This window comes from Flavobacterium sp. DG1-102-2, assembly GCF_033042555.1.
Lineage (GTDB): Bacteria > Bacteroidota > Bacteroidia > Flavobacteriales > Flavobacteriaceae > Flavobacterium.
The window spans coordinates 76,981-90,126 of sequence record NZ_JAWLIK010000007.1; the positions used below are offsets into that span (position 1 = coordinate 76,981).

14 protein-coding genes are annotated in these 13,146 nt (G+C 41.5%); 11 read left to right on the forward strand and 3 right to left on the reverse strand.

Going from position 1 to position 13,146, the window contains the following annotated elements; genetic code table 11:
• The first annotated feature begins 44 nt into the window (after window positions 1-44).
• From R1T16_RS11400 to R1T16_RS11415, 4 genes are all read left to right on the forward strand, one after another.
• Window positions 45-635: a hypothetical protein gene (locus tag R1T16_RS11400; protein ID WP_317501235.1), complete on the forward strand. Its 591-nt coding sequence runs from the start codon at window positions 45-47 to the stop codon at window positions 633-635.
• Window positions 636-727: 92 nt separating this feature from the next.
• Entirely contained in the window at window positions 728-1,417 is a 690-nt protein-coding gene (locus R1T16_RS11405) for an NUDIX hydrolase (protein ID WP_317501236.1), read from the forward strand.
• A gap of 75 nt (window positions 1,418-1,492) precedes the next feature.
• Window positions 1,493-2,323, forward strand: a complete 831-nt coding sequence (prs, locus tag R1T16_RS11410; RefSeq protein ID WP_317501237.1) for a ribose-phosphate diphosphokinase — start codon at window positions 1,493-1,495, stop codon at window positions 2,321-2,323.
• A 51-nt stretch (window positions 2,324-2,374) separates the two neighbouring features.
• Window positions 2,375-3,847: a nicotinate phosphoribosyltransferase gene (locus R1T16_RS11415; protein WP_317501238.1), complete on the forward strand. Its 1,473-nt coding sequence runs from the start codon at window positions 2,375-2,377 to the stop codon at window positions 3,845-3,847.
• 83 nt (window positions 3,848-3,930) lie between these two features.
• Here the strand turns inward: R1T16_RS11415 and R1T16_RS11420 are convergent, their stop codons facing one another.
• Entirely contained in the window at window positions 3,931-4,422 is a 492-nt protein-coding gene (locus tag R1T16_RS11420) for a TspO/MBR family protein (RefSeq protein WP_317501239.1), read from the reverse strand.
• A 173-nt stretch (window positions 4,423-4,595) separates the two neighbouring features.
• Between R1T16_RS11420 and R1T16_RS11425 the strand changes: the two genes are divergently transcribed.
• From R1T16_RS11425 to R1T16_RS11455, 7 genes are all read left to right on the forward strand, one after another.
• Entirely contained in the window at window positions 4,596-5,675 is a 1,080-nt protein-coding gene (locus R1T16_RS11425) for a diphosphomevalonate decarboxylase (protein ID WP_317501240.1), read from the forward strand.
• Between the two features lie 56 nt (window positions 5,676-5,731).
• Window positions 5,732-6,670 (forward strand): mevalonate kinase, encoded by a 939-nt coding sequence (locus R1T16_RS11430; RefSeq protein ID WP_317501241.1) that lies wholly within the window; start codon window positions 5,732-5,734, stop codon window positions 6,668-6,670.
• Window positions 6,671-6,676: 6 nt separating this feature from the next.
• Window positions 6,677-7,228, forward strand: coding sequence for a hypothetical protein (locus tag R1T16_RS11435; RefSeq protein WP_317501242.1), 552 nt, complete (start codon window positions 6,677-6,679; stop codon window positions 7,226-7,228).
• Between the two features lie 2 nt (window positions 7,229-7,230).
• On the forward strand, window positions 7,231-8,151 hold the full coding sequence (locus tag R1T16_RS11440) for a geranylgeranylglycerol-phosphate geranylgeranyltransferase (RefSeq protein ID WP_317501243.1): 921 nt from the start codon (window positions 7,231-7,233) through the stop codon (window positions 8,149-8,151).
• Between the two features lie 28 nt (window positions 8,152-8,179).
• Window positions 8,180-9,184, forward strand: coding sequence for a pseudouridine synthase (locus R1T16_RS11445; protein ID WP_317501244.1), 1,005 nt, complete (start codon window positions 8,180-8,182; stop codon window positions 9,182-9,184).
• 1 nt (window position 9,185) lies between these two features.
• Window positions 9,186-9,548 carry a nuclear transport factor 2 family protein gene (locus tag R1T16_RS11450; protein ID WP_317501245.1) on the forward strand — a complete coding sequence of 121 codons (363 nt, stop codon included), beginning with the start codon at window positions 9,186-9,188 and terminating at the stop codon, window positions 9,546-9,548.
• A 171-nt stretch (window positions 9,549-9,719) separates the two neighbouring features.
• Window positions 9,720-10,364, forward strand: coding sequence for an HAD hydrolase-like protein (locus R1T16_RS11455; RefSeq protein WP_317501246.1), 645 nt, complete (start codon window positions 9,720-9,722; stop codon window positions 10,362-10,364).
• On the opposite strand, the gene R1T16_RS11460 is transcribed toward R1T16_RS11455, so the two are convergent.
• Window positions 10,354-12,468, reverse strand: a complete 2,115-nt coding sequence (locus tag R1T16_RS11460) for a T9SS type B sorting domain-containing protein (protein WP_317501247.1) — start codon at window positions 12,466-12,468, stop codon at window positions 10,354-10,356. The genes R1T16_RS11455 and R1T16_RS11460 overlap by 11 nt on opposite strands.
• 25 nt (window positions 12,469-12,493) lie before the next feature.
• Complete coding sequence (locus tag R1T16_RS11465; RefSeq protein ID WP_317501248.1) at window positions 12,494-13,033, reverse strand: RNA methyltransferase; 540 nt, start codon at window positions 13,031-13,033, stop codon at window positions 12,494-12,496.
• Between the last annotated feature and the right edge of the window lie 113 nt (window positions 13,034-13,146).

Consider the following 13,146-nt stretch of genomic DNA (forward strand, 5'->3'; position numbering starts at 1 on the left):
CAACCGTTTGCGATTTATCGCATCTTATGTTAAAATCAATCACCATGAAAAACAAATTATTATTACTTGGGTTATGCCTGTCGCTGATGGGCTGCTCTGAAGATGCAACAACGCCGGTGGATAACACGCCTGCCGAAAACAATGTATTGCTATTAAAGGTAGACTTGCTGACTTCGGCATTTGAAGGCGGTAAAGAACTTACTTTTGATGCAGCGGAAAACTTTACCATCTCGCATGAGTACGAGACGCCTGGCGATTTTGGCGGCATTAAGCTAAAGTACAACGAACTAAATGCACCGCTTTTTGAAGGTACAATTCACTGGATGGGCCTTGGTGCAATGTCGTATCCTCAAATCGATCCGCCATCGGCATTTTCATCATCAGAAATTCTTACAATGATGCCGGATGCAAGTCATAGGGAAATTGTTCAGTATACCGAATACCCGATGCCGTATAATGAGGAACCCTACGCACCAGACTATGAAGCGTTATGGGGTGCAGTAAGCAGCCTGCATATTGTTAAGGATTACAGGGCAGCAAACCCTAATTCAAAAGTGTACTTCTTCCTGTATACACCAAGTGTAGGCGTGGGAGATCCAGCCGACTGGGATTGGTTCATTATCCTGAAAAATTAATCATCAGCCTCCTTCGGGAGGCTTTTTTATGCAGTTTACTATCTGCAATCGGGCAGGATGTTTATATTTGTGTAGAACATACACATAGTACTATGAATCTTCAAAATATAAGGATAGCTGTAGATGCGGTGGTTTTTGGGTATCAGCAGGGAAAATTATATGTACTGCTTATAAGGCAGAAATTTGGCAGCGACGAAGCCTATTGGGCATTGCCGGGTGGACTCGTACAGGATAACGAATCCCTTATAGATGCCGTGAAACGTGAATTGAAAGAAGAAACCAATGTCGCTGTAAGTTACATGGAGCAGCTCTATACCTTTGGCGATGATGTTAACCGCGACTCGCGCAACAGGGTTATATCAGTAGCTTACTTTGCACTCATTGATGTCGCTAAAACTTCCATTAAAGCCGCTACTGATGCCGAAAATGTACATTGGTATGCTGTTGATGTTGTTCCTGCATTGGCTTTTGATCATAAAAAAATGCTTGAGACTGCTGTGTTGAGGTTAAAAGCCAAGCTTACCTACCAGCCCATTGGGTTTGACCTGCTTCCGCAGGAATTCCTTTTTTCTGATCTGGAAAATCTTTATTGCACTATTTTAGAAAAGGAAATAGACAGGCGAAACTTCCGCAAAAAGATACTCAGCTTTGGCTTTATAGATGAAACGGATAAGTTTTCAGAAAAAAAAGGCGGCCGACCAGCTAAACTTTTTGGGTTCAATAAACAGAAATACAATCAATTAGATAAAGAAGGCTTTCATTTTGATATAAAGTTTGCGTAAAAAACACACAAAATATTTTGCCGGTAAAATATTGTTATTTACATTTGTGTAAGAATAACGCAAAATACATTAATTATGCTACTATTAAATCTTGACGCTGATTTCAACCCGATAGAAGGAACAGCGATCGCCCATAAAAGTTTTACATTCTCTGGCGGAGAACCACATATAAAAATTGAATCTGGTTTTACTACAGAAGATACTGTAACCATTACACACAGGCTTAAAAGTTTTAATACGCTTGGTTTGCTGTGTGTAACAGTAGATGCGCTTAAGAGAATGGGTGTAACTAAAATAAATCTTTTTATACCTTATTTTCCTGCAGCAAGGCAGGACAGGGTTATGGTGCCCGGCGAACCTTTATCTGTAAAAGTATATGCTGATATCATTAACGCAATGGATCTTCAAAAGGTTATTGTGTTAGACCCTCACTCTGAAGTTACACCTGCACTGCTTAATAATTGCGAAACTATTGCTAACTATGGTTTCATCGAAGAGGTGCTAAAACAGATAGGCAGCAATGTAAAACTGATTTCTCCTGATGGCGGTGCCCTCAAAAAGATATATAAACTGTCTGAATACCTTGGGGGTATGGAAGTAACCGAGTGCAGTAAAAGCCGCGATGTGAAAACCGGAAAACTTTCAGGTTTCAGGGTGTATGAAGATGACCTAAACGGAATGGACTGCCTGATAGTAGACGATATTTGCGATGGTGGCGGAACATTTGTGGGCCTTGCCGAAGCACTAAAAGCTAAAAATGCAGGCAAACTTTACCTGGCAGTTACCCACGGTATCTTTAATAAAGGGTTTGAGGTATTTAACGGTTACTTTGAAAAAATATTCACTACCAACTCTTTTACCGATTTTGATACCGATAAAGTAGAGCAGATAAAAATTACTTTGTAATTAATGCCAGAGATTTGATTAAAATAAATTAAAACATTCAACCAAAATAGCATGAACCCATTATTATTAACAGATGGCTATAAAGCAGACCACCGCAGGCAATACCCTGACGGCACAACACTGGTATATTCTAACTGGACACCAAGAAAATCGAGAATAGAAGGAGTAGAAGAAGTTGTGTTCTTTGGCCTTCAGTACTTCATCAAAAAATATATAATTGAAGATTTTGAGAACGACTTCTTTAAAAAACCGAAGGCTGAGGTCGTAAAAAAATATTCGCGCAGGCTTAACAATTACCTTGGGGCAAACGAGATTGGCACTGCACACATAGAAGCACTGCACGATCTGGGTTACATCCCAATGGTGTTTAAAGCGCTGCCTGAAGGTGCATCGGTACCTATTCGTGTACCAATGTTCACAATGTACAATACATTACCTGAGTTCTTTTGGCTTACTAATTATTTTGAGACATTGCTTTCGGCTGTAGTATGGCTTCCATGCAACTCGGCAACTATCGCACAGCAATACCGCAAAATTCTGGATAAGTATGCAGCAGAAACATCGTCGGTTCCAGAATTTGTAGACTGGCAGGCGCATGATTTCTCCATGAGGGGAATGGGCGGGATTGAAGCATCGGTAACATCATCGGCAGGCCATTTGCTAAGTTTTACGGGTACCGATACTATTCCGGCAATAGACTTTATGGAGGACTATTACAATGCCGATTCTGACAAGGAGCTTATTGCAGGCTCTGTTCCTGCTACAGAACATTCTGTAATGTGTATGGGAACAACTGAAGGCGAATATGAGACTTTTAAACGACTGATTTGTGATGTGTATCCTAAAGGTATTGTGTCTATCGTTTCTGATACATGGGACCTTTGGAAAGTGCTTACCGATTATCTGCCACTATTAAAAGACGTGATTTCAGGCCGGGAAGGTAAAGTAGTGGTACGTCCTGACAGCGGTAACCCGGCAGACATTCTTTGCGGTAACCCGAAAGGTAAGACTGAACAGGAGAAAAAAGGAGTGGTAGAACTGCTTTGGGATGTGTTTGGAGGATCAGTAAATGCTAAAGGTTATAAAGAGCTTATTCCACAGATTGGTGCCATTTATGGCGATAGTATAACTATGGAGCGTGCTACGGAGATTTGCGAAAGGCTGAAACAAAAAGGGTTCGCATCTACAAATGTGGTATTGGGCATTGGTTCATTTACCTATCAGTACAATACCCGCGATACCTTTGGCTTTGCCATGAAAGCAACGTATGGCGAAGTGAAAGGCGAAGGCCGCGAGATTTTTAAAGATCCAATTACCGATGACGGAACAAAGAAATCGGCTAAGGGGCTGATGAAAGTTATAAAAGACAATGATACCTATAAACTTATCGACCAGGTAAGCTGGGAGGAAGAACAGACCGGCGAACTGAAAGAAGTGTTCAGGGACGGTAAAATAGTAATTGACCAATCGCTTGCCGAGATCCGTGAAAGGGTAAAAAGCAAAGCAGATGTATTAGCTGTATAAAAGTAAAGTCCCCCGCAGTAACAACGGGGGACTTCTTGTATTAAGGCATAAGCCGAATAACTAAATCAACAAATAGCCAAATCTTACCTGTTCAGCCAATATATAGAACCGGTGAGTACAGTAGCAAATGTTACCCAAAGAATATATGGTATAAACAGGTAACCTGCAATTTTATTTACTTTATTGAACTGAACAAAGGTTTCGTAGATCATAAGCCAAAGTAAAATGATCTCGATAAGCGCGAGCATGGGGTTGTGAAGCCCGAAAAAGATATACGACCACAATGCGTTAAGTGCTAGTTGAATTGCGAAAAAGGTAAGACCCTTTCTCACTATTTCTTTTTGGCGGTCCATTTCATGCCACACGAGTCCGGCAGCAATACCCATCATCACATATAGTGTAGACCATACCGGAGCAAAGATCCAGTTGGGCGGATTAAACGACGGTTTTCTTATAGTTGTATACCAGGTATCTACGCCTTCCTGGGTAAGCAGTCCGGCAATTGCGCCAATTACAACGCAGGTAACAATCATCACGATAATCTTAAAGGTACGGGTTAAGGGTTTTTGTTCCATGCTTCAAAGTTAGAAAAGAAAGTTTTAAATTGATGCTAATTTTTTACCCACCAAGAGCACAATTTGTACATTCCTTTAGGATGGACCAGGTTCACAAAGCGTTGTGTGCCTTATGAATTCTTTGTGTACCTTGTGGTTAAATAATTTTTATCTTTGCATTAAAATCATCAACTATGCCCGATAAGGCTTTTATTCCTTCCGCTTACACAAATACAATAGAAAAAGGCAGCTTTACATGGAGTGCGCCAAGTAATATAGCCCTTGTAAAGTACTGGGGTAAAAAAGGGAAGCAGCTTCCTGCAAATCCTTCCATCAGCTTAACGCTTAACAATTGCAAGACGATTACCACGCTTGGTTTTGAGAAAAAAGAAAACAGTGGGAGTTTCTCTTTTGAACTGCTTTTTGAAGGGCAGCTAAAAGAAAGTTTCCGCCCCAAGATCGAGAAATTCTTTGAGAGAATAGAAGAGTACCTTCCGTTTCTAAAGGATTATCACTTTACGATAGATACGCAGAATACATTTCCGCACAGTTCGGGTATTGCATCGTCGGCATCAGGTATGGCGGCACTGGCCGTAAACCTTATGAGTCTGGAGGCGGCGCTTAACCCTTTAATGACCGAAGACGAATTCAACCAGAAAGCATCTTTTCTGGCACGTTTAGGGTCGGGCAGTGCGTGCAGAAGCGTGAGTGGCAATGTAGTGATATGGGGAGACCACGATGAAACGGCTCACAGTTCTAACCTTTACGGATTTGCGTTTGAGGGTTTCCATGAAGTATTTAAAACATATCAGGATACTATTCTTTTGGTTGATAAGGGCGAGAAACAGGTGAGCAGTACGTTAGGGCACGACCTTATGCATGGGCATCCGTTTGCACAGCAGCGTTTTGCACAGGCGCATGATAATCTGTCGCTAATGAAGGAAGCCCTGGCAAAAGGTGACCTGGAGGCTTTTATAAAAATTACCGAAAGCGAAGCACTAACACTACACGCCATGATGATGACATCTATGCCGTATTTCATACTGATGAAGCCTAATACGCTTGAGATTATAAACAAGATATGGAGCTTTAGGGAGCAAACAGGTGTTCCTGTGTGCTTCACGCTAGACGCTGGCGCTAATGTGCATGTTTTGTACCCCGAAAACGTTAGTAATAAAGTTTTGGATTTTATTAAGAACGAATTAGTTGGCTATTGCCAGAACAGTCAGTACATTTGCGACGAAATTGGTACAGGGGCTGTGAGAATTAATTAAGTTAAATTTTAACAGCACATAACGTTTTTGTCGTACCTTTAATAAAAATATCCTCGATGAAAGGACCGTCATTTTACTCTAAAATTCTTCTCTTCGGAGAATACGGAATCATTAAAGATTCTAAAGGGTTATCTATTCCTTATAATTTTTACAACGGAGCCCTGAAAAGGGACCATAATACATCTGAGGAGGCGGTTAAATCTAACGGCCACCTTAAGCGTTTTGTAGCTTATCTTGATACTTTGCAGCGGGAACAGCCTGAGTTGGTAACGTTTGATATCGCTGCGCTTAAAGAACATATAGAAGACGGAATGTACTTTGATTCTACAATCCCGCAAGGATATGGAGTGGGTAGCAGTGGCGCACTGGTAGCGGCAATTTATGACCGTTATGCCAATAACAAGATCACAGTTCTTGAAAACCTTACCCGCGAAAAACTATTGCAGCTTAAAAAGATCTTTGGCCAGATGGAATCGTTCTTTCACGGCAAAAGTTCAGGGCTTGACCCGCTTAACAGCTACCTTAGCATTCCTATACTTATCAATTCACAGGACAATATTGAGGCTACAGGCATACCGATGCAGAGTGCCGATGGAAAAGGGGCAGTGTTCCTTTTAGATTCGGGCATTGTAGGCGAAACAGCTCCTATGGTTTCTATTTTTATGGAAAACCTAAAGGAAAAAGGTTTCCGGGATATGTTCAAAAAAGAATTTGCAAAATATACAGATGCCTGTGTGGACAACTTTCTGCACGGCGATATAAAATCGTTGTTCTCTAATACCAAAAAACTGAGCAAGGTTGTACTTAACAACTTTAAGCCCATGATTCCAGAACAGTTTCATGAACTATGGCAAAAAGGTATTGAAACAAACGATTACTACCTTAAGCTTTGCGGCTCTGGCGGTGGCGGTTATATTCTTGGTTTTACAGAAGATATAGAAAAAGCCAAACAATCGCTGGAAGGACATAAGCTTGAAGTAGTTTACCAATTTTAAGCAGTTATGACCGTTACCGAAATTTTAAACTTATTACTGAGGTCTGTTTTTATAGGCTTTGGATTTCTTATTCCGTTATTTGCCGTAATGAGAACCTCTGACCTGAAAAAGTTAGAGTTTAAAGACCTTTTTATTCTTACTGCGGTACAGCTGGTAAGGATTTCAGGGATACTTTACTTTGTATTGGCTGCTGTAGCTGCCTATCCTTTGTTCTTTAGTACAGGCCCGGCTGCTGCCGGTGCTGTAAAGGTAGACCTTAGCGGTTTTGGTATGCAGATCATAATTGCGCCTGTAATAACACTGCTTATCACCCAATTCTTTTGGTTTAAAAAGCTTTACATGAAACGAAAAGCGCTTATAGTGCTTCCGCTGTTACTGCTTATTATTCCATCTGCCCTGTTTATAAAAATTGCCCAGTCGCAAGATTTTGCACCTGTGCTTAAGGCCGCCTTCAGCTGGCAGGAAATTGTAAAGGCAATCATCAGTATCATTATATTTTTCTTTATAACTTTTACAATAGTATTGCTTGGTGGCAAGTTAAAAGATAAAAAAGCATAACTATGGCCACAAGGAAAACACGTTTGGTTCTGATGAAAATTCTCAGCCTGTTTTCTGTGGTGCGCGGTTACAATATCCCCGTTATAATTTTAGCACAATACCTTTCGGCAGTATTTATCCTGGCTCCGGAGAAAAGGGCGCTTCAGGTGATTTTCGACCTTAACCTGTTTTATATTGTGTTGGCCTCCTCGATCACTATTGCATCGGGATATATCATTAACAACTTTTATGATGCTCAAAAGGATCTTATTAACCGTCCTCAAAAGTCAATGCTCGACAGGCTTGTAAGTCAGCAAACCAAATTGCATGTGTATTTTGCGCTTAATTTTTTGGTAGTACTGCTTGCCTTTATGGTATCGTGGCGTGCTGTATTTTTCTTTTCGGGTTATATTTTCCTGATTTGGTTCTATTCGCATAAGCTTAAAAAATATCCGGTTGTGGGTAATCTTACGGCAGCTTTCTTAGCAGTATTGCCATTCTTTGGGATTCTTATGTACTTTAAGAATTTCTACCAGGTAATATTTGCGCATGCTACCTTTTTATACCTGCTTATCCTTACCCGCGAACTTATAAAAGACCTGGAGAACGTAAAAGGCGACTTCGTGGCTGATTACCGTACCATACCGGTAATGTTTGGCGAAAGGACTTCAAAGATCATTATCACATCACTTATATTCTTAACGGTTATCCCGGTATACTTGCTTATAGATGTCTATGATGTGGGGTATATGGATATTTACCTGTATAGTGGAATGATCGTAATCATCTGGTTCCTTGGATTGTTATGGAAAGCCGATACGCAGAAAGAGTATTTAAGGCTTCATAACATCTTAAAATTCCTCATTGTGGCAGGAGTATTCTGTATCGTGCTTATAGATCCTTCAGTTTTAGTACACGGCAGAAAGCTTTTATCGTGTATTTAAGCTATCTTTGCAAAAATATACGACAAAAATGAACAACGGCAATAGCAGGAGAGGCGGCAATGACAGAAAGAAAAGCGGTCCTTCCAAACCATTAAACAAAGCGAGGAAACCGGGCGCATCTTCTAAACCAAAATCTTTTGACAAACCATCAGCGGCAGATGCTGAAGGTCCTAAAGCAGCGCCATCTGCAAAATCTAAAAAACCGGCAGCACCTAAAAAAGGCCCTGCAACTTTTGCTAAAAAAGACGGTTACCCAAGAGCAAAACCTACTTTTGACAAAAAGCCGGCAGATAAAAAACCAACAGTAAAAAGACAGGCAAATCCAGATGAGATGCGCCTTAATAAATACATAGCCAACTCAGGTGCGTGTTCACGCCGTGATGCTGATATCTACATCCAGTCGGGTAACGTTAAAGTAAACGGGCAGGTTATTACGGAGATGGGCCATATCGTTAAAATTACCGATACGGTAAATTTTGACGGTGTTACGATTACTCCGGAGAAAAAAGAATACCTGTTGCTTAACAAGCCTAAAAACTTTACCACATCGGGCGAAGGCGAAAACGATATGCGTAATGTGCTTGAGCTTATACGTGGCGCAAGTAAAGGTAACCTTCAGCCGGTAGGCAGGATGGATAAGAATACTACAGGCCTGCTTATATTTACTAATGATACAGAGATCATAAGGAAATATGCGCAGCCCAACCAAAAATCGTTCAAAATATATCAGGTGTCGCTTGACAAGAACCTGAAATATGAAGACCTTGAAAAGATATCTGCAGGCGTACATTTAGATGGACATAAACTGTTTATTGATGAGGTAACCTATATTGAAGGAGAAGCGAAGACAGAGATAGGCCTTAAACTTAGAACGCCAAACGTAAAAGTGGTGCGTGCTATTTTTGAGAGTTTTAAATATGATGTGCTTAGGGTAGACCGTGTATCTTTTGCCGGCCTTACTAAAAAGAACCTTCCTCGTGGAAACTACCGTTTCTTGACTGAGCAGGAAATCATCAACCTTAAAAATATTTAGTTTGCAGCCAAGGGATATTGAACATATTGCTGTAAAATGGTTTGAGGCATTCAATACAAAACAGCTGGATAAATTATTAGATCTTTATGCTGAAGATGCCGAACATTTCAGTCCGAAATTAAAGATTCGCAAGCCTGAGACCAATGGCCTTGTGAAAGGGCATGACGCTTTGCGCGAATGGTGGCAGGATGCTTTTGACAGGCTGCCTACACTATATTACAAAGTAAACAGCCTTACGGCAAACGACTACCGCGTGTTTATGGAGTATGTACGGACTGTTCAGGGCGAAGAAGATATGCTTGTTGCCGAAGTACTTGAAATTAAGGAAGGCAAGATCGTTTTTTCACGTGTTTATCACGGATAGCGATTTTGCGATTTATATATCGTAAAGGCAGTCCTTAAAGGGCTGCCTTTCTTTTATTTACTACACTATGTTTAACCGGGGTTGATTTTTTCCTGATTATATTGTAACAAAAACTTCTCGCGTTATACTAATAGTTAATCATCATCACATCAATCAATCATCAATCAAAAAATGAACAATTACAAATACATCGTATTTGATTTTGACGGCACTATTGCCGACTCCCAAACCCTTTTTACCAGTATTTACAACGAAATCGCCGAAAAGAACGGCTATCTCAGCCTTACGGAAGATAACCTTGAAGACCTGCGAGCCGTGAGTATTACAGAACGCTGTAAAGTGCTTGGCGTGCCCTTGTATAAAATTCCGTTCCTGATGTCGGCGGTGCTTAAAAAATATAAAGAATCGGTATCGGTACTTAATTTTAACGAGGGAATGAAAGAGCTGCTGCTTTCTCTACAGCAAAATAAAGTGAAATTTGCGGTGCTTTCTTCTAATTCCAAATCAAATATTGAGCAGTTCTTTAAGCAGAATAGCGTAAAATGCAAACGGATTTATGCGTCGAGAAGTATTTTTGGCAAACATTCGCTTATCAATAAGTTTCTTAAGGAAAAAGAACTAAGACATTCTGAAGTGCTTTATGTTGGCGATGAACTTCGTTATGTTGTTGCCTGCAGAAAGAGCGGTGTAAAAGTAGCATGGGTGAACTGGGGTTATGACAGTATAAAATCCCTTGAAAATAACAAACCGGACTATCATATAGACGATCCGGCTCAGATATTAGCGTTGGCACTGGGCCATCTGGTTATCGTATAAGACTAAAGTGTCCTTTTATCTCTTCGCTGTCTTTTTCCAGTTGTATTATATACCAATAATCAGTAGCGGGAAGCCTGCTGCCATTGAATGTGCCATCCCATGATCGGTTACGGTTGCTGAGTGCGGCAAGTACTTGTCCGTAGCGGTCAAATATGGTAACGGTAGCATCAGGGTAGGCGCTCATACCCGCCAGTGTAAATACATCGTTAGTATTGTCACCGTTAGGAGTAAAGAACTTGGGTATCATGTAAACTGCAAAACTCTTGTAATCGCTGCCACAGCCGTTTATGGAGCGGGCATAAACCGTGTGATTTCCGGGGCTTACATTAGTAAATATGTTCGAAGCCTTAAATGGACCGCCATCTATAGAAAATTCATAACTAGAAAGTTCAGGGTCGTTCATTATAACAACGACTTTATCGGTATTAACTTCAGCCCTTAGTATGTTGGCTGCCGGTTCTGTAGTCGCGATTATTGTTGCTGTGGCACTGCAGCCTGCGGGATTTGTAATTTTTACCGTATACATACCCGGTTGATCTACGGTGATTGTTTGAGTTGTTTCTCCGGTAGACCATTCATATCCCATTCCTGATAACCCTGCATTTAGGATTACAGAATCGTTTTCACAAAAAGTAACATTATAATCAGATGCTTCTGGTAAATCCAGAACATCTATGGTTACAGCTTGCCTTGTAGTAGCAGGACAGCCATTATTTACGGCTTCGGCATAAAAAGTTATAGCTGTCATTAAAGGCTGGGTAGTGAACGGACTCCCTGTGCCTAATAATGTGCCGCCGGTTTGTGCATCATACCACCTGATCGTGCTTCCTGCTGAGGCTGATGCTGTAAGTTGTGCCGAAGAACCCTCGCAAACTGCATCTGCGGGATTTACAGTAAGCGTAGGAGTTGTGTTTACAGTTGCAATCACGGCTGTTCTGGTCGCATTGCATCCTTCGGGATAAGCCGATGCGTAGTAAGTTGTTGTTTGTGTGAGTGCAGGCGTTTGAAAAGTTGTGCCTGTGGTTAAAAGATTTCCTCCCGTAGGTGCATCATACCAGTAGGCTGTAGCGCCTGTAGTAACAGCCTGAAGCGTAACGGAACCGTCACCGCATCTTGCAGCCCCGGTAGTCGATGTCAGCCTGTCTACATCTATAGATGTACTGGCAGATATCTGTAGTGCGGGGTCACCGGGCATACCGCCAAATTCTACGATATAGCCTTTTGGTGTATAATCGCCGCCACTTCCTGCGTTTGGTAAATCATTCCATGAACCCAGGGTGCCTACGCCCGGAGCAGTAATGTGAACATAATCTTCGTCGCCGGCATTGTTGGGCTCTCCGGTATTCCAGAATGCAAAATTTGGGGTTGATCCATTTGCGCCGCCATTCCAGAATGTAGTGCCGGCTTCGGGGCCAGTAACCCATTTCCATATGCCTTCGGTAGCGGCATCACTCCCGCCAATCCAGCCTGTTCCCGTGGTTTGTTTACCACAAAGCTGTGCTTCGTCCAGGGCTAATAGTGTAGCAAGATAGCCTTGCAGTCCGTAATACGTGCTGTTTTCGGCTGCTGTTTTAGCAGAAGACCACGTAATGCCTAAAGATGAAACATATTTGTAATAATGCTGTGTTGAAGGCAGGTAATTGGCATCGCCTACAGTAATGGAAAATGTACGTGTTCCTGATGTTGGGTTGGCAGAAGTATTGTTGTAAGTAACGCTCTGTACTGCATTTATAAGTGTAACATAAGGAACATCTTGTCCCGCTGTATTGCTTGTAATTGTAAGCTTGGCTGTTGTGGCATCCCAGGTTGAGGTAACACCAGCTCCCGGAAAATTAAGAGTTAAGATATCCTGGCCGTTTACGTAACCCGACGATATCTGTATGTAGATTGCGGAAGTACCGCTATCATTGGCATCAGTAATATTGAAAGCCGTCGTGATTGCAAGCGCAGTACCGGGGCAATATTGCTGTGCTCCCGATGCTGTAACGACTGGGGCGATATCAGCCTGTGCAAAAGTAGTGCTTACCGGCAATAAAAATGCAATTGCCAATACAGCTACAGTATAATTATACAGCCCGCAAAAGATGGGAGAAATTTTATTCATTCCGTAAAAATAACGATTTCGCCGACTAATTAGCGCTTGTATAGTTTTTTTGGAAGATATCCCACACCACAATACCCGCACTTACCGAAATGTTGAGGGAATGTTTAGTTCCCAGTTGCGGAATCTCGATGGTTCCGCTGCACAGTTTAATGGCTTCCTGCGATACGCCTTTTACTTCGTTGCCAAAAACAAGCGCATATTTCTTTCCTTCTTCAGGCTGGAAATCATTCAGGTAAACCGAATTCTCCACCTGCTCAATAGCCCAGACTTCGGTGTTTTCATCCTGTAATCTGGTTATTACCTCAAGCACATCTTTTTCATATTCCCAGGCAACGGTATCGGTAGCGCCCAGTGCAGTTTTGTGTATCTCTTTGTTAGGGGGTGTAGCGGTAATGCCGCACAGGTATATTTTTTCAATAAGAAAGGCATCGGCAGTACGAAAAACCGACCCGATATTGTGCAGGCTTCGTATGTCGTCAAGTATAAGGATCAGCGGGGTCTTTTCGGCCTCTTTAAAATCTTCTATGCTTTTACGACCCAGTTCGCTGTTGGCTAATTTTCTCATGTTTGTTTTTTGGAATAGATGATGACAAATTTACATATATCATAATGTTTTAGCAAAAGTGTTTACAATGATTCTTGTTGTGTTAATTGAAAGTGAGATTTAACTTATTGGAA